General features: G+C 47.0%; 12 protein-coding genes. 2 read left to right on the top strand and 10 right to left on the bottom strand.

Features of this window, described 5'->3' with window-relative positions:
• Positions 1-443: 443 nt before the first annotated feature.
• The 6 genes from PL85_RS00690 to PL85_RS00665 form a co-directional block, all read right to left on the bottom strand.
• On the bottom strand, positions 444-902 hold the full coding sequence (locus PL85_RS00690; protein WP_019283409.1) for a hypothetical protein: 459 nt from the start codon (positions 900-902) through the stop codon (positions 444-446).
• Between the two features lie 2 nt (positions 903-904).
• Entirely contained in the window at positions 905-2,950 is a 2,046-nt protein-coding gene (locus tag PL85_RS00685) for a hypothetical protein (protein ID WP_069212054.1), read from the bottom strand.
• On the bottom strand, positions 2,950-4,698 hold the full coding sequence (locus PL85_RS00680; protein ID WP_019283408.1) for a phage integrase N-terminal SAM-like domain-containing protein: 1,749 nt from the start codon (positions 4,696-4,698) through the stop codon (positions 2,950-2,952). Before PL85_RS00680 ends, PL85_RS00685 begins: the two co-directional genes overlap by 1 nt.
• Positions 4,691-6,010: a tyrosine-type recombinase/integrase gene (locus PL85_RS00675; RefSeq protein ID WP_080540294.1), complete on the bottom strand. Its 1,320-nt coding sequence runs from the start codon at positions 6,008-6,010 to the stop codon at positions 4,691-4,693. The genes PL85_RS00680 and PL85_RS00675 overlap by 8 nt, the downstream gene beginning before the upstream one ends.
• A gap of 95 nt (positions 6,011-6,105) precedes the next feature.
• Positions 6,106-7,464: a glutathione-disulfide reductase gene (gene gorA, locus PL85_RS00670; RefSeq protein ID WP_170899556.1), complete on the bottom strand. Its 1,359-nt coding sequence runs from the start codon at positions 7,462-7,464 to the stop codon at positions 6,106-6,108.
• Positions 7,465-7,574: 110 nt separating this feature from the next.
• Complete coding sequence (locus tag PL85_RS00665) at positions 7,575-8,414, bottom strand: 23S rRNA (adenine(2030)-N(6))-methyltransferase RlmJ (protein ID WP_013855685.1); 840 nt, start codon at positions 8,412-8,414, stop codon at positions 7,575-7,577.
• Positions 8,415-8,619: 205 nt separating this feature from the next.
• On the opposite strand from PL85_RS00665, the gene prlC reads away from it, so the two are divergent.
• Both prlC and uvrD read left to right on the top strand, forming a co-directional pair.
• Positions 8,620-10,662, top strand: a complete 2,043-nt coding sequence (prlC, locus tag PL85_RS00660; protein ID WP_019283406.1) for an oligopeptidase A — start codon at positions 8,620-8,622, stop codon at positions 10,660-10,662.
• Positions 10,663-10,818: 156 nt separating this feature from the next.
• Positions 10,819-12,993 (top strand): DNA helicase II, encoded by a 2,175-nt coding sequence (uvrD, locus tag PL85_RS00655; protein WP_013855687.1) that lies wholly within the window; start codon positions 10,819-10,821, stop codon positions 12,991-12,993.
• Positions 12,994-13,776: 783 nt separating this feature from the next.
• Here uvrD and PL85_RS00650 read toward each other — a convergent pair.
• The 4 genes from PL85_RS00650 to rarD all read right to left on the bottom strand — a co-directional run bounded on the left by PL85_RS00650 (position 13,777) and on the right by rarD (position 18,293).
• On the bottom strand, positions 13,777-14,436 hold the full coding sequence (locus PL85_RS00650) for a LysE family translocator (protein ID WP_017050604.1): 660 nt from the start codon (positions 14,434-14,436) through the stop codon (positions 13,777-13,779).
• Between the two features lie 73 nt (positions 14,437-14,509).
• The gene (locus PL85_RS00645) at positions 14,510-15,316 is read right to left on the bottom strand and encodes an AraC family transcriptional regulator (RefSeq protein ID WP_174223810.1); all 807 of its coding nucleotides are present in this window, start codon (positions 15,314-15,316) and stop codon (positions 14,510-14,512) included.
• A 170-nt stretch (positions 15,317-15,486) separates the two neighbouring features.
• Positions 15,487-17,241 carry a gamma-glutamyltransferase gene (gene ggt / locus PL85_RS00640; protein ID WP_164996740.1) on the bottom strand — a complete coding sequence of 585 codons (1,755 nt, stop codon included), beginning with the start codon at positions 17,239-17,241 and terminating at the stop codon, positions 15,487-15,489.
• Between the two features lie 140 nt (positions 17,242-17,381).
• The gene (gene rarD / locus PL85_RS00635) at positions 17,382-18,293 is read right to left on the bottom strand and encodes an EamA family transporter RarD (RefSeq protein ID WP_017043036.1); all 912 of its coding nucleotides are present in this window, start codon (positions 18,291-18,293) and stop codon (positions 17,382-17,384) included.
• Positions 18,294-18,318: the final 25 nt, after the last annotated feature.

The raw sequence follows: 18,318 nt of genomic DNA, 5'->3' as shown, positions 1-18,318 counted from the left end.
AAAACTGGTGGTGCGGATCAGAATACCTAGAGCATCATTTTCAGCCAAAGGTCTAAGATAACCTCCGAACTGAAAGCGACTAACAACTGGTCTTGGACCCGTATCCGGACTTTCAGTCCGTAATACTAACCCACCTACTTTAGTAGGTGGTTGTTAAGTGATCTGGTTTCGAACTACTATCAAACGGGCCGAGTGCGCGGCAAGGATTGGAACAATTAACTTAATAGTTTGCATAAGTTAATTGCTGCTTAGAATGTTTAAACATTCACTCCTGTTAAGTGTTAATTCTATTGACTTATGATCACTACTTTGTAGCAACTCAATCATTAGAGCTTTTGAACTGGCTAATAATTGTCCAACAATGAGCTAGAAGCATCCCCACTTGAGGTGTGATCACCACTTGAGGTGCGCATCAAGTGGGGATATAAGGTGTAAGGGCGGCTCTATTTAATTGGCACGACCTTGCTCCTTTTCAGTTTGGCAAGTTCCTCCCTAAGCTCCGCATTCTCATACTCAAGGTCATCGATACGAGCCAATGCCTGAACCAACTTGTCGTTGAGATGGTGTTGTGCAGCCGAGAAAAGGGCTAGCTTCTCCCGTTCGCTCTCATACTTGGCCTTGAAGTTATCCTTGATGCGCTTTTCCTCGTTCAGCTTTGCACGTACCGTCTGGATCTCTGGCCGGATGATTTCACCTTTGCCTGCCGCAATTTCAGCTTTGGTCTTTTTAATCTTTTCAACAAAATCAGGGTAGTAATAACCACTGCCATTACCCAAGTTTGCTTCTTCTTCAACGGCTCTCACACTGAGCTTACGATGAGTAGGTATCCGTCTGGGTTTCCCTTTAGCAATTCGGTCTAAAGCAGCTTCTAGCGCAACGAGTGTATTTTCACTTTTCCCCATGCCTAAACCTCCATCACGGCCAGTTCTGCTTCAAAGACCGTAAATTCCATACCAAAATCTCGCATCACGTTTTCTGCCGCCCTAATTTGAGTAATATAGTGACTTCTGTCTGTTACCGATATATCGTCACCATAAGCCATATAAGTTGTTAAGCTTCGGTGCTTTCTCTGCCACCACTTAGCTTGTTGCTCATCAATGATGCTACTGCCAGAACCACAATCCACACAGAATTGAGGCATTAATACACCATCCATATCGCAATTGTATCCATTTTTACAGTAGCTATGACTTGTGCCGTGAAGGGTCAGTTTTCCTTTTTTGACTGCTCTGTAGATAACGTCCCATGAACTGTAGATTGTCGGAACATCACCTCGCATCTTCATTATGGCTTGACCGTGAGAACCTGAGAGTTTTTCATCAGAGTGCCATTGTTTAAAAATTTTATTCGCGGTGGATTCAGCATTAATCTCTTCGAGTGCTTGCTGTATTTTCGTATCCACCTTTAAATCTCGCAGGCTCGCTAGTTTACCACCGTTGGTATACCACTCTGCCATTGAGAGATACAGGTGTTTAAATTGCTGTTTAAGCGCAACCAGTGTCCCTAAACGGTTCTTCACGCAGTAAAACGCTAGGGTGCGTCTAAATTGGTGGGTAGCCATAGGCCAAGGTTTACCGATAATAACGAATTCTTTAACTTTATCTAATGAGCGAGGATTGGAGGTTAAACACTCTTGATAATCTTCTTCTGTGACCACGAAATCAAATTGCTTACAAAAACGCTGTAATCGCTCATTCCACTTCGTGATTAACCTCGGTGGTACCGAGCGAGCACTCTGGTTCAGCCATAATGAATCCGCGTACTTCTCATCAGGGTAAGTCGCTTCGCTTCGCCAGCGTTTCGTTAGCATCGTCATTAAGTCAATTGCTGTTTTGGAAGAGGCCGCTGTCACCCACGTTTCGCGCTTTTCTCCTAGCTTAAAGGTATGAGATTGCAGCATGTGGTGTACTCGACCGCTCAAGGTGTCTTTGTAATAACTGTTTGGTGTGAGTTTATCCAATTCTGAATCTCGCATCCCACTGAACCCACCGCATACAATATAACTCGCGGTAATGAGTTGCCCTAGGTAGCGTTTGAATTCGTTAGCATTTTTAAGTGGGACGTGAGGGAGTTTTTCTGCCAATGGAGAAATAAGAGAGTGAGGCTCACGAGGTTGGTAGTCCGCAATGGCTGTTGAGTATTTTCGGTTATCAATACTTCCATCACCGTTCATAAAAGTATAAGAGTGGCCTTGCTGAACCTTACTGTCCAAAATCCTCTTGCCTGCAATATAGTTGTCTTGTAGCGCACTTTCTGTATCGGCCAGCAGTTGGGCGTGAGGCAGTGCCTCTTCAATGAGCGCTATCGCCTTGCCGTAGATGGCGTGACATAACCGCTCTGGAATAACCAGAGTTTGCTGCCCATCTTTATCACTCAGTCTTTGAGCCTCTTTGTTTGATTTAATCGGTTTGATATCCAGAGGTATGTTGTGCCAACCTGCATCACCGATTGCGCCATTGATAGCAACAAATGTTTGCTCAAGTGTTCCCTGAGCATAACCCTGCTCTTGAAGAAAATTATCAAGCTTTAACCTAAGTGGCGCAGAGGACAGTGCAGCCAGTGAGGTTTGGTTTTGCTCCTTTAAGAATGAGTAAACTTTTTTTATGTCTGTTAGTCGAGAACTAGCACCTGAAAAACTCAGGGCTTTTTTCCCTTTTGGACTGGCGTTAAAAAGCCAGCCCACGGTAAATATCTTGAGTTCACGTTGCAATTCAGGTGCGGCGTCAAACATTGAGAAGTTGAGTGTGTTTCTCTCTTTCTTGCGTGAGAAAGGAAGGCAATCCCAATTGCTTTGCCCAAAAGTCGCTGTCACGTTACCGTCTCTATCTTTGCAAATAACCACGGCATCCAACTCTTCAAATCGCCCTTCGTGATATAGAGTAATGATGTCCACGCATTGCACTTTATGCTCTTCGGGGAAATCTGAAGTATATAAGTGGCTGGTTTTCATTATGATAACTCCTGAGAGTGCGATGGGATGAGACCAAGAACGGAGTCCGCATCATCCCAGTTGGGGTGATAACCTTCATCATCAAGCTTGTTTTCTGCTTGTTTGAGTAGTTTTTTGTCGATACTGGGTAAGATGTTCTCGTCTATGAAGGTCACGATGTTTTCAAAGTTCTGTCGGTAGTGGCTGGCATCGAGATGTAGGTAGAGTGATTCCTCGATACACGCTTTAAAGCTGAGTAGACACCAGATATCTGAGAGCGATTGAACAATGACCTGACTGGGGCAGCCGAAACAACCGAGTAAATCAGCACAGGCCAATTTTTCCCCTTCTCTTAGCAGCCCTTGCTTAAGCGCTTTCTTGGTGTATTTTTCTGACTTCTCACCAAAGGGAGTGGCACAGCTCCCACCGTTGGGGGTGCGACTTAAATCCGGTAGGTTGATTTTGTTTTCTTCTTCAATGACCAGAACATCAATGCCTAAATTGGTCTGCGCCTGTTTCGTATTAACCCCCCGCTTAATCTCTTCTTCGCGTATCGACATCGCATCCTGCATCATGCCATCGTTAGTTATTCGGTTTCCTTCGCTATAGCTTTTCTTTCTCGTGTTAGGGGTATTGCCTAGCATGATGTCATTCATCATTTCGCCTTGGTGATAGGCGGTAATCTGTGCGCCCGTTTCACGAAAACGGCTAATAACTGGGCGTAGTCTTCGTCCAGTTTGGCCGGTGAAGGTAAAGTGCTTTTCAACCCAGTGCCTCAGGAAGTCATTAAGAGTTGCGCTTTTCAGCGTAGTCGCTTTCTGCGCTACTACGGTTTGAAGCAGTGTTGCGTTTTCATCCGTTGATATTAAGCGTGACGCATTGAGTAAGTGGTCGAAAAATCGCATGGCGTATTTCGGTATATCCAGTTCATGCTCGCCTATCTCAACCTGAATGGTTTTGAATGCTCTGCGCTTAAAAGCAGGCATGGTGTACCACGTTTCTCCGGCAGACGTCGAGGCATTGCGCGGCTGAGGTAGCTGGAATAGGGCACTGGTGTTTGCATAGGTGTAATAAGACAAAAGGTACGCACCAGCGCTCATCATCTTCGAAATTGCACCACACAGGTTATAGGTTTGGCCTTTCCACTCAAAGGTCATTGTACTCTTGTGGTTATAAGCCTTGATGTGCGTCTCAGGCGATTCAATAAACTGGTGGTAGGTTTGTTTGAACAGACTGCGCAAGAATGGGAGCAGTTGGTTTAAATCACTGCGGGTATAGGCTTCGAATGGCTCTGTATCGCTGGCATCTAACACCGTGATAGCGTTAAAATAGCTTGATGGTAAATCTAAATAATCACGAAATAGCACCAACAAATCAGAGTGGTACCTTTTATAAGTAGACCTTTTCAATGTTCCCTGCATAACCCTTGTATGCAGATGAGACATATAGCCTTCCAGTGAGTCTTGTGTAAATGCAATCGCGTTAGTTAAGTCACACCAACGAAGGTACTGAGACAGTCCATTGTAATAACTATACAGAGTTGCATGACTCGCTCCTTCTTCTATCTTTTCACCAAATCGGGCTTTGATTTGATGCACAAAGCCTAGACGGTCGGCATCTTTAAATTGACCGCCTTGCTGTAGATTTTTCGTGACAGGAAAGTACTTAACCAGAAAGCGATTAAAGTCTGCGACATTGTTACGCTCCGTGTTTAGCTGAAAACAAAGCTCCGAATCCCAGCCGTGGAGGTATGAAACCTTATTATTCATCCTCACCACCTAGTGCTTCGTGCATGATGCTATCTAAAATGCCAAACTTCACTTTGAACGCTTCTTTGCGTTGTAGGTAACGTAGATACTTCCAAGTCGTGGATTCATTTCTATGCCCCATCCAGCCCATTAACAGCTCCATACACTCCATTGGAGATAGGCCAGCCTCAAGCAAGTCATTTAATCGGTATGTACCGTAGGTTGAGCGCAGGTCGTGGAAGCGATGAGTAAAGGAGGGGTATTTTTTTTTGATGGACGTTCTAAACTCTGTCCACCGAGCTTCAATAGATTTAGCGGTCACTGGATTGCCTTGCTCACTCACAAAAAGAGGCTCATGACGCTCGCACAGCTCAAACCTTTCGATGGCATCTTGTTTTAGGGACGGTGCATTCTCGGGCAATGATTCTAATTTGACATTGAGTTTGTTTACCCGTTTGATTCTCCGCTCAGAGGTTCGGTATTCATTCAGTGTGGTTAATAGTTCTGATGAGATTTCTACACGCCTTTGCTTTAAGTATTTAGTCTGAACACCTGTCGATTGAGGTGATAAAACTATCTCGTAACGATGCTCACTTTCAGCCAGTGGTGTTGCGGTATCAAGGGCATTCAGGGAGAGAGTTGCCACCTCTTGGATTCGCATTCCCGTATCAATAGAGACCAACACCTGTAAGCGCAACTCTTCGGAAGCGCTAGGAAGGTGCTGTGTCAGTATGCCCAGTGACTCTTGACTGAGGGGTGATAAAGGTCGAATGTTCTTACTGCTTGCATCCTTGGGTACTTTTATTCGCAAGTCACTCGTTTCAACGGTAAACGTTGGCGATATATGTGCCAGCATTCCAGTGCTTTGAACGGATACAAACTCCATCTTAAAAGGAGCCTCTTTCTCGTTCTTGATTTTTAAGTAACCATCATGCATTAACCATTTGTAGTAGTTAACAATTTGATTCATTCGGACGCTTGCTGTGCTGTGAGCTAATTCACCGTTCTTGATTTGTTTTAACAGGTGAGAACGAAATAGATAAGTTGGTTTTAGTCTTTTGACGGGAGGGAATTTATCCCATGCTAATTGTTTATCCTCAAGGAATTGGTAGTAAGCATGTAACGCTTGAGCGCAGGGGGAGAGGTCTTTAGCTGCTTTGATGGCTTTTTGGTAGAAGAGGTAACTATTTGCTTCGTGGTTGAACGAACCATCTTGATTAAACAGTGTAGGCAGTGAGCCGATATTCCCCTCAACAGGAGAGCATTGACAGTTGTTATCACTGACTGATAGTTCTGTCCGTTTATAGACATTGCTTGATTGTATGAGATACATAAATTCACCTAGAAAACTACTGACCATACATACAGTATAGTCAGTGAGTGATTATTTTCCAGATTTATTTATGTGTGTAAGATGCTTTTCCTACACTAACCTGTCATGGTAACAAACTCTTCAGACCCAGTTGGGTGTATTGCCACCACTGAATCAAAATCGGCTTTGGTTGCGCCCATTTTCATGGCTACGCCAAAGCCTTGAATCATTTCATCAACCGCAAAACCGATGCCGTGTAGGCCAACAACGGTTTCTTCAGGGCCAGCGCATACGAGTTTCATTTTGCATGGTTGACGGTGAGAGGTGACGGCGGTGTACATGGCCGTGAAGCTAGAGGTATACACTTTGACGTTATCTTCGCCATATTGCGCTTGGGCTTCTTGCGTGGTGAGGCCAATTGTGCCGATTGGCGGATGGCTAAACACCACGGTCGGGACCAGTTTGTAATCCATCTTCGCATTGGTTTTGCCATTAAACAGGCGCTCTGAAAGTTGACGGCCTGCTTTGACGGCAACAGGTGTGAGCTCGATACCGCCTTCCATGATATCGCCGACACAGTAGATGCCCGCGACGTTCGTTTGCTGGTACTCATCAACCTTAATATAGCCTTGTGCATTAGTTGCTACACCCGTTGCTGCTAGGTTTATCGCATCGGTTGCTGGGTGGCGGCCGATTGCCCAAATGAGCGTATCAACGTTTTGGCTTTGGCCATTTTCAAGGTGCAGAGTCAGGCTGCCATCGGCTTCTTTGATCACTTCTTTTGGCACTGAATGAGTATGTAATGTTGGGCCTTCCGCCGCCATGACTTCAGTGAGTGTTTCGATGATCATGGGATCAAAGCTGCGCAGGGGGGATTCTTTGCGCACGTAAAGGTGCGTTTCTGTGCCGAGTGCGTTGAGTACGCCCGCGATTTCAACCGCAATATAACCTGCGCCCACAACCGCGACGCGTTTAGGCTGTTCGGTCAAGTCAAAGAAACCATTGGAATCAATGCCGTATTGCGCCCCTGGGATCGCCGGAATCGTTGGGCGTCCGCCAACGGCAATCAGGATATGATCTGCCGTGTAGTGTTCACCGTTTACTTCTACGGTTTTTGCATCAACAAAGCGTGCAAAACCGCGGATCACTTCCACTTTATTATTGCCCAATACGCGGTCGTACGATTGATGAATACGGCCAATATACGCTTGGCGGCTCTCAATCAGTTTTGACCAATCTAATCCTTTGACATCGACATCGAAGCCATAATCTTTGGCATAAAGGTGCATTGCTTCAGCAATTTGCGCGCCATGCCACATCACTTTTTTCGGAACACAACCGACGTTGACACAAGTGCCGCCAAGGTCTTTGGCTTCAATCAGTGCGACTTTCGCACCATACATTGCCGCGCGGTTCGCTGAAGCGATACCACCAGAGCCACCACCGATACAGATATAATCAAAATGCGTTGTCATTACTTTCTCCATTATTCTTTTTTCATCCTATTTGACCTTGGTTTTGTACGGTGTTGGCAACCATAGCAAGGCGAAAAAGGTTCTCTACTTCTTTGATAGATTGGGTCAGTTTATTCTGGTACAACCCATTCGACTTTAAAATGACCGGTTACCGGGGCAATCGCTTGCTGAAGAAACGGTAAAATTTCCTGCATTTGCCCTTCCAGTGTCCACGGTGGGTTAATCACTATCATGCCTGAAGCGGTCATGCCACGTTCATGGGTGTCTGGCGACACGCCCAATTCAATTTGTAAGATTTTGCGAATGCCGAGGCTTGCCAGCCCTTCAAGCAAGTCATCAATGGTGTCGCGATTCACTACGGGATACCAAATGGCGTAGATACCCGTCGCCCAGCGCTTATAACTTTGGGCAATGGCTCTTACGACATCGCTGTACTCTTTGGCCAATTCGTAAGGGGGATCGATCAACACTAAGCCGCGACGCTCTTTCGGTGGCAGGCTACCGATTAAGCGTTGGAAACCATCTTCTTTGTAAATCGATACCTGACGATCTCGGTGGAACTCTTGCTCGAGCAAAGGGTAATCGCTCGGATGCAATTCGGTGAGCACCATACGATCCTGTGCGCGTAGATGAGCACGCGCCACACGTGGTGAGCCGGGGTAGTAACGTAACTCTTCGCTTTCATTGAGCGCTTTTACTGCCTCAAGGTAGCTTTGAATGGCGGGTGGCGTTACATTTTGTTGCCAAATACGAGCAATCCCTTGTTTATATTCACCAGTTTTTTCTGACCATTCATGGGTCAAGTCATAACGGCCCACACCAGAGTGGGTGTCATGATAAACAAAAGGCTTCTCTTTTTGCTGTAATGCATTGAGGATAAGGCTTTGTACGATATGCTTTAATACATCCGCGTGGTTGCCCGCGTGAAAACTGTGGCGATAACTTAGCAAAATAGGCTCTCAAAACACCCCAAATGGAGTGTGTTTCATCAATCAAACGTATTGGCTGATTATACGCCACTATTGAAAATTGCTGAATCTACCTATATTTACTATTTCAGATAAACAAAATCGACGGTTGCCGTGAAACAATCAGTGACTGTTGCAGAGAAATGCATCAACGTGCAGGCGCGTCTTAACTTAAAAGGAATGTTTTATGTCTAATCCACTTCTCACTTTCACGGATTTACCGCCGTTTTCCGCCATTAAGCCAGAGCATGTGAAGCCTGCGGTTGAGAAAGCGATAGAAGATTGCCGCACCGAAATTGAAAAACGCCTTGCTGGCAATAGCACCCCAACGTGGCAAAACTTGATTGCACCCATTGAAGAGGTGGATGATCGCTTAAGCCGCATTTGGTCGCCAGTAAGCCACCTTAATTCTGTGCTCAATAGCGATGAACTGCGTGATGCGTACGAAAGCTGTTTGCCGCTGCTGTCTGAATACGGCACTTGGGTTGGGCAACATAAAGGCCTGTTTGAAGCCTATAAGAGCATGAAAGCCAGCGATACTTTTTCCTCGCTCTCTCAAGCGCAGCAAAAAACCATCAATGATGCACTGCGTGATTTTGAGTTATCGGGGATCGGCTTGCCATTGGCAGAGCAAAAACGGTACGGCGAGATCAGTAAACGTCAATCTGAGTTGGGTTCTAAGTTCTCTAATAACGTACTGGATGCCACGATGGGCTGGACCAAGCACATTACTGACGCCAATCAATTAGCGGGCATGCCAGAATCGGCGTTAGCAGCGGCACAAGCGGCGGCGCAAGCCAAAGAGCTCGATGGTTATTTATTAACGCTCGACATTCCTTCTTATCTGCCAGTGATGACTTATTGTGATAACCAAGCTTTGCGCAAAGAGCTCTATGAAGCGTATGTCACACGTGCCTCGGATCGCGGGCCAAATGCGGGCAAGTGGGATAACAGCGAAATCATCGCTGAGAAGCTCAAACTGCGTCATGAAATAGCCCGTATGCTCGGTTTTAATACCTACAGTGAAAAATCACTGGCGACTAAAATGGCGCAAACGCCCGATCAAGTGTTAGGGTTTTTAAATGATTTAGCCACCAAAGTGAAACCGCAAGGTGAGCGTGAAGTCGAAGAGTTGCGTCAATTTGCGCAGCAAGAGTTTGGCGTGACCACGCTAGAGTTGTGGGATATCGCTTACTACAGCGAAAAACAGAAACAGCACTTGTTTGATATTTCAGATGAAGAGCTGCGCCCTTATTTCCCAGAATCGAAAGTGGTGAGCGGCCTATTTGAAGTACTCAACCGCGTATTTGGCATGAGCGTCAAAGAGCGCTCTGGGGTTGATACTTGGCATCCATCGGTGCGTTTTTTCGATATTTTTGATGCGAAAGGATCACTGCGTGGCAGCTTCTATCTCGACCTGTATGCGCGCGAACATAAGCGTGGCGGCGCGTGGATGGATGATTGCCGTGGCCGCCGTATCACTCAAAATGGCGAGCTACAAACACCAGTGGCTTATTTGACCTGTAACTTTAATCGCCCAATCGGTGATAAACCTGCGTTATTTACTCATGATGAAGTGGTCACTTTATTCCATGAGTTTGGACACGGGATCCACCACATGTTGACTCAAGTTGAAGTGGGTGCGGTATCTGGCATCAACGGTGTACCGTGGGATGCGGTTGAACTGCCCAGTCAGTTCCTTGAAAATTGGTGCTGGGAAGAAGAGGCGTTAGCGTTTATTTCAGGTCATTACGAAACGGGTGAACCGCTACCAAAAGAAATGCTCGATAAAATGCTCGCGGCGAAAAACTTCCAGTCAGCGATGTTTATTTTGCGTCAACTTGAATTTGGTTTGTTCGATTTCACCTTGCACACCACTTACGATCCCGAAGTAGGGCCGCAAGTGTTGGAAACTCTCGCCCAAGTGAAAAAGAAAGTGGCCGTGTTACCAAGCCTTGAGTGGAACCGTTTCTCACACAGCTTTAGCCACATCTTTGCTGGCGGTTACAGCGCAGGTTACTACAGCTACTTATGGGCAGAAGTACTTTCGGCTGATGCGTTTTCTCGCTTTGAGGAAGAGGGGATTTTTAACCCACAGACTGGACAAAGTTTCTTGAACAACATCCTTGAAATGGGTGGTAGTGAAGAGCCGATGGAGCTATTTAAACGCTTTAGAGGCCGCGAGCCGAAAATTGATGCGTTGCTGCGTCATGCGGGGATCGCCGCGTAGTCACGCGCTTGAAAGGCGATGAAGCTCGAATTAGCCCACCTTTGCGGTGGGCTTTTCATTTTTGAATGCCCAGAAAAATGTGATAGAGACGAGCATCTTGCCGCAATTTGAGGTTATAATCTGGGCAATTATGTATAAATAACCAGTAGCTTAGCCATGATGGATCCTTCTCTCTTACTCGACGGTCTCAACGATAAACAGCGCGAAGCGGTTGCCGCGCCTTTAGAAAACTTGCTGGTGCTTGCCGGAGCGGGGAGTGGTAAAACCCGAGTATTGGTGCATCGCATTGCTTGGCTTATCTCGGTTGAAAACGCCTCGCCTTTTTCAGTGATGTCGGTGACTTTTACCAACAAAGCGGCGGCGGAAATGCGTGGCCGAATTGAAGAGTTGATGATGGGCAGTGCATCGGGCATGTGGAATGGTACCTTCCACGGTATTTGCCACCGTATTTTACGCGCTCACTATCTTGACGCTCGCCTGCCTGAGGATTTTCAGATCCTCGATTCTGAAGATCAACTGCGTTTGCTGCGTCGCTTAATCAAAGCACAAAACCTAGATGAGAAGCAGTGGCCTACGCGCCAGGTGTGCTGGTGGATTAACGGTAAAAAAGATGAAGGTCTTCGTCCGAAGCACATCGATGCGTACCGCGATCCTGTGACTCAAACCTATTTGCAGCTTTATTCCGCGTACCAAGAGGCGTGCGATCGCGCAGGCTTGGTCGATTTTGCCGAAATTTTGCTGCGTTGCCACGAGATGCTGCGTGATAAGCAGCACATTCGTGAACATTATCAAGCGCGCTTTAAACACATCTTGGTCGACGAATTTCAAGACACCAACAACATCCAATACGCGTGGTTGCGCATGATGGCTGGGCGCGATTGCCACGTGATGATCGTCGGTGATGATGATCAGTCCATTTATGGCTGGCGTGGTGCCAAAATTGAAAACCTCGAAAAATTCACGCAGGAATTTCCGAGCGTTAATACCATTCGTTTAGAGCAAAACTACCGTTCAACCAAAACCATTTTGCAAGCCTCGAACGCACTGATCGCGAACAACACCGAGCGAATGGGTAAAGAGCTCTGGACAGATGGCAGCGAAGGCGAGCCAATTTCTATCTATTCGGCCTACAACGATCTTGATGAGGCGCGTTTTACCGTCAATAAAATCAAAGAGTGGCGAGATAAAGGTGGCGCATTAGAGGATTGTGCGATGCTTTATCGCAACAACGCCCAATCTCGTGTTTTGGAAGAAGCCTTGATTCAAGCAGGCTTGCCCTATCGCATCTACGGCGGCATGCGCTTCTTCGAGCGCCAAGAGATCAAAGATGCGTTAAGTTACTTGCGTTTGATGTCTAACCGCAATGATGATTCGGCCTTTGAGCGAGTCGTAAATACGCCACCGCGTGGCTTGGGTGATAAAACGCTGGAAACCATTCGTTTTGCGGCGCGAGATCGCGGCTGTACCTTGTGGCAAGCGAGCCTTGTGCTGTTGGAAGAAAAAGTGCTCACAGGACGTGCGGCAAGCGCATTAAGCCGGTTTATTGAACTGGTCAATGCCCTTGAAGATGATAGCGCTGAGATGCCGTTACACAGTCAAACCGACCATGTAATCAAAACCTCAGGTTTGTTTGAGATGTATCAGCTTGAAAAGGGTGAAAAGTCTAAAGCCAGAATTGAAAACTTGGAAGAGCTAGTCACCGCAACACGCCAATTTGAAAAACCAGAAGAAGCGGATGAGATGAGCATGTTGACGGCCTTTTTAACCCACGCAGCGCTGGAAGCGGGCGAAGGGCAGGCTGACGAATTTGATGATGCCGTACAGTTAATGACACTGCACAGCGCGAAAGGGTTAGAGTTCCCGTTGGTGTTTATGGTTGGCGTTGAAGAGGGCATGTTCCCCAGCCAAATGTCGGCCGAAGAAGCGGGGCGATTGGAAGAGGAGCGCCGTTTGTGTTACGTCGGAATGACGCGCGCCATGCAAAAGCTCTACATTACTTACGCTGAAATTCGCCGTTTATACGGTCAGGATAAATACCATAAGCCGTCACGCTTTATCCGTGAGCTGCCAGAAAACTGCCTTGATGAAGTGCGCATGAAAGCGCAAGTGAGCCGACCAAGCAGTGCCGGGCGTTTTAGTCAAACAGCGGTCAAAGAGAACTTTAACGAGACGGGCTTTAGCTTGGGCGCACGCGTGAAACACCCTATTTTTGGTGAAGGCACCATCATTAATTTCGAAGGTAGTGGTCCGCAAAGTCGAGTGCAAGTCGCTTTTAACGGTGAAGGCATTAAATGGCTAGTGACTGCTTATGCCAAGCTAGAGAAACTATGATCTTCCTTGTACAAAGAAAAGGTACTTTTCTTTGCTGAGATGGTTGGATTGTTCTCCTCCCTCTTTGAGGGGGAGGCCGGGAGGGGTGTTTATGGCGTTGTTTAAACCAAATACCTAACCTAGCCGTTCAAGATATGAAAGCTGGATAACTCATATGCTTATCCGATCCAAAAGAAAAACCCCGAGGGCTTGCGCCCTGCGGGGTTATAGTCTTACTTGCAGCAATCCAGCTACGAAAGTGCTCCATGCATCAAATCCATGATAGTGGCTGAATTCCGTCAGCTTAATCCGTTCTTCGCCTTCCTAGCGGTGTCCTTGGTGACTTCCTAGTCTGCTAACCATCCACGTTAGCGCGCTTCACTTGTTCCTTGAGCGGTGTCCTTTACATCATCCTGATGTTCAGTCCTTGCCTCGTCCAGAGGTGTCCATCGTCTTTCCTTAGTAGTAACCATCCTAGCTACTATTGCGTCCATTCAATGTCCAATTTGCTTTCCGTGCCGACCATTCATCCTGAGCAGTCGTCTCTTCATCCTGAAGATGACCAATCCGTGGTGCTTTCCTGTTCCGTGTCAGAATCCTTCCGACAAGGTTCATATTACCCATCTCTAATTTATCGGCAATGCTAGAGAAACGCTTTTTTCGCAAAGGGTTTCTCTAGCTGGTTGTTATTTTATTTAAAATCAACTATTTAGGCTTTTTGGTGTTGATTTTCCTACTCAAAAAGCGATATTTGCTCACTCGTTTGTAAGAGATCTCGCACAAAAATGGGCGCGAATCGCTGCATCAATGGCTAAGGCTAAGCAGCGCTTGCAATAAAATAAGTCCACCGATGAGCGTAAAAATGATGCCACATACCGCATCAATATACACAGTGAGTGATTGCAAACGTTTTTGTAGGCGGGCGGTGGAGAGCATCCACGCCAAGGTTGAGAACCACATAAAAGAGAGCCCCCAAAGAATCAGCAAGGCGATACCTTTACCTGAAAAGGACATTCCCACAGGCACTAAACTCGACATTAAGCTGATAAAAAAGACCAAAGCTTTTGGATTAAAAATATTGGTGATAAAACCGCGGGAAAAGGCTTGGCGTTGATTTTCGATCAGCTTGTAGCGCTCATTGTTGACTCCGACAGCTTGTGGCGATCGCCAGGTGGTGTAGATGGATTTGAGTGCGCCCAAGCCTAAATAGAATAAATACCCCCCGCCGGCCAGTTGCACCATCGCAAACAGTGCGGGTTGTTGATGCACCAAATAGCTTATCCCTGTGAGGCTAAGCAATGAGTGAATGACAATGCCACATGATAACCCTAGCGCAATAAAAACTCCGGTTCTGCGACCGTAACGGGTGGAATTTTGTACCACCAGTGCCACATCTGGGCCGGGGCTTAATAATGCCATAAAATGTACGCCAGCCAATGTGGCCAATATGGAAAGTTCGTTCATGTATTCTCCTCATGTTTTACGGTGAGTATGCGTGGAGAAAACGTGCTTGCCTTGTAAATTTCTGACAGTTTAGTTAGTAAAGTGTGCGATTGATGGCGGAGGGTGGCAGGCCAAAGGTTGCTTTGAACGCCTTACTGAAATGGGCTTGATCATAAAAACCGACTTGATAGGCGACTTCAGTGCTAGAGGTGCCGGTTTTCAACAATTTCATCGCTTGCTCTAAACGTAAACGCAATAACCACGCATAAGGTGTGATGCCCGTTTGCGCCTTGAAATGGCGCTGAAACTGAGTGGGTGAAAGCTGGCAAAGCTGAGCGAGTTGTTCAAGGCGGATTGGTTGGTCGAGTTGACTGAGTACCCACTCTTTCAGCGTGGCGAAGTTGCGCTGGCCAAGCGGTTTAACCTCCGGCAGTTTCAAGTGGCTATAGCGTTCAAGTAAAGGTGTGAACCCTTGGTAGGGTAAGCAATCTTTAGCGAGTTGACTGAGCTTATCCTGCTTCATGGTGTGATGAAGTTGCAGCAGTGAGCAAAAAAGTGGCGCGTCATCGACTATTAACTGCTCAAAACCCAGCACTTGTTCAATCTGCTTGGCTTCTAAGGTTTGCTGTAGCCAAGTAGGTTCAATAGCAAACACTTGCACTTGGTAGCCAGAGCCATTGTGCGCTTGCCCATCGTGCAGTTCATCTGGCGACATCAGAACTACGCCGCCCCGTTGTACCTGATGCCAAGCGCCTTGGTGGTAGAAGCGCTGCGTTCCTTGAGTGATAAGGCCAATATGAATATCAAGATGGTAGTGGCGATCAAACGCAAACTGACGATAGTCTGCATCAATCAGACCGATCGCAGGATAGGCCGTTTGGCTGTAGCTCACTTTATCCATAGAGACCAAAATTTAGGGTTGAATAATGCAAGCTTAGCCAGCCATGTCGCCACTGTCTTGTAAAAAATGATCACAGAACTCTGGCCGGTTTTGAGCGGTTTGGAATAAACGAAGCGTAGAAAACGGTTGGCGCGTGTTTATCTCGCCAACCGAAACTAAATTACTGAGTGTTATTCTCCGATGGCAGCCCCTTCACGGCGTGGATCAGCCGCTCCTTCAAGACCTTGCTCTGTAATACGAATGGCGTGTAGCCCAGAATTGAGATCTCGGATCGCCACTTTCGCTCCCATACTTTCTAGCGCCGGTTTGAATTGTTCTGCTTGAGTCCCTTTTTCTAATTCCATTTCACCAAAACGATTTAGCACATGCGGTTGGTTGATTGCGGCCTGAATATCCATATCCCACTGGAAGTGAGCGATTAACGCTTGTGCTACATAACCAATGATGCGGCTGCCGCCCGGAGAACCAATAGCCAGATAAGGCTGGTTGTTGTGCAGTACTATGGTCGGAGCCATTGAAGAGCGAGGGCGCTTACCTGGCTCAAGGCGATTAGCGATTGGACGATCATCACTGTGGGTAGCAAAGGAAAAATCGGTCAGCTCATTATTGAGTAAAAAGCCGCGCACAAAGAGGCGAGAGCCAAACGCGTTTTCGATTGAGGTCGTGTACGACACGACATTGCCTTCACGATCGACAATATTAAAGTGGCTGGTGGACGGTAATTCAATCGATTGATCTGAGCTACGTAGTTGTGCATGGTGCCAAGGTGGGTTACCGGCTTCTGCACGGGTCAGCGCTTTGCCAGGTTGGATCAGTTGAGCACGTTCAGCGAGATAGCTTTTATCTAATAAACCTTGGGTTGGGACGGGAACATAATCTTGATCCGCCATATGCAAGCCACGATCGGCAAACGCTAATCGAGAGGCATCTCCCAACACCTGCCAAGAGTTCACGTCTTTGGCTCCCCAGCCTTTTAAGTCATATTGCTCGGTGATCGACAAAATTTGACCCACAGTGAGTGCGCCTGAACTGGGTAGGCCCATACCACATACTTGATAGCTTTGGTAAGGCGCACAAATCGGCTCACGCTGCTTGACTTGGTAAGTATCAAAATCTTGTTGGGCAAGTAAACCGGGATTGCCCAGCGCATTTTGCACTGTGGCGATGATGTCTTTGGCTATATCACCTTGGTAGAAGGCTTTTGCTCCATGTTTCGCGATAGCATTCAGCGTGGCGGCATACTCAGGGTTTTTCAGTAAGGTGCCCGTTTTGAGTGGTTCACCTTGCGCATCGAAGAAATACGCTTTGGTAGCGGGGAAGCGGCTTAAGCGTTCTTTATCCTCAGCGATCAACGTTGCGAGGCGCGGACTTACCTCAAATCCTTGTTCGGCGAGTTTTGCTACCGGCTCAATCAGGCGAGTCCATTCCAGCTTGCCGTATTGGCGATGGGTTTCCCAAAGCAGCTTGACGGTGCCGGGTGTGCCGACCGAGCGGCCTCCCACAACAGCATCGTAAAATTGCAGTGGTTTTCCTGCGCTATCTAAAAAGAGAGCTGGTGTGGCATTGAGTGGCGCGGTTTCTCGGCCATCGAAGGTAGTGAGTGCTTTTTCCTTGGCATCCCAGTAGACCAAAAATGAGCCGCCGCCGATACCTGAAGATTGAGGCTCAACTAGCCCGAGCATCAATTGTGTCGTTACCATGGCATCGATCGCATTGCCCCCTTGGCGCAAAATATTAGCGCCCGCTTCGGTGGCTAAAGGATTGGCGGCTGTCACCATCCAGTGTTTGGCTTTAACCAGCTGTTTTTGTTCAAAACCACTACTTTGTTCAGGTGCAAAAGCATCGGCTGCCTGATCAGAGGCAGCTTGCGCAGAAACAGCAAAAATTAAGACTGGAAGAGTCAATCGTGTGTGAGTCAAGAGCATGCCCATCTCCATTGGGTTGTGATGAAGATGTTATTTTATCGTTTTACAGTTGTTATTCGCCAGTCGGTTGTGCTTGGAATGTTCGATTTATGCCACGATGTCTCAGGATTGGATAATGAGACCCACTGTATCTAATCGATTTATGCCCGTTGAGCGCGTCGCGCGGTTCGGCCTGTTTTTAAACCATCAAAACTGAACAGCAACAATGCAGCCCAAATAAAGGCAAAAGTAATGGCTTTATCACTAGAAAAGGCTTCACCGTAAACCAAGACAGCGAGCAAAAACATCAAGCTTGGGCCGATGTATTGGAAGAAACCCAGCGTTGAAAGTTTTAAACGCGTTGCTGCTCCTGTGAAACAAAGCAAAGGCAAGGTCGTGATGACGCCAGCTGCGATCAGCAGTAGGTTGAGGTTAAGCGGATTGAGCGCCATATCTGAAGTTGGCGAGCTGGCGATAAACAATAGATAAATCAACGCCGCGGGCAACATCACTAAGGTTTCGATAAATAAACCTGTTTGTGCATCAACCGCCACTTTTTTACGCAGTAAGCCATACAAGCCAAAAGTGGTCGCCAAAGCGATGGCGACCACAGGAATCGAACCAAACACAATTAACTGAATGGCCACACCAATGGTGGCTAGCGCTACCGCGACCCACTGCAGTTTGCGTAATCGCTCACCAAGAAAAAGCATGCCGAGCACCACATTGAGCAGTGGGTTAATGTAATAACCTAAACTGGCATCTAACATATGATTAGCATTGATCGCCCAGATGAAAATTAACCAGTTCACCGCAACCAGACAAGCAGTGGTCATTAGATAGATCATCTTTGATTTATGAGTAATCACACTGCGTACACTACGCCAGTTGCGGCCAAAATGAAGTAGTGCTGCTAACAAGAAAAACGACCACACTACGCGGTGAGTGAGGATCTCAAGTGCAGGAACATTGTTGATTGCTTTAAAATAGATCGGTGCGATGCCCCACATAGTGTAAGCACCAATAGCGAGTAAAACGCCTTGTCTGGAGCGTTGTTGTTCTTCTGCGGTCATGATGAATTCTCAAAGGAGTGAAGTG

Origin of the sequence: Vibrio anguillarum, from assembly GCF_001989995.2 — a bacterium.
Taxonomy (GTDB): Bacteria; Pseudomonadota; Gammaproteobacteria; order Enterobacterales; family Vibrionaceae; genus Vibrio; species Vibrio anguillarum.
The sequence above is the reverse complement of the archived record's forward strand: the minus strand, read 5'-3'. Positions and strand labels throughout refer to the sequence as shown.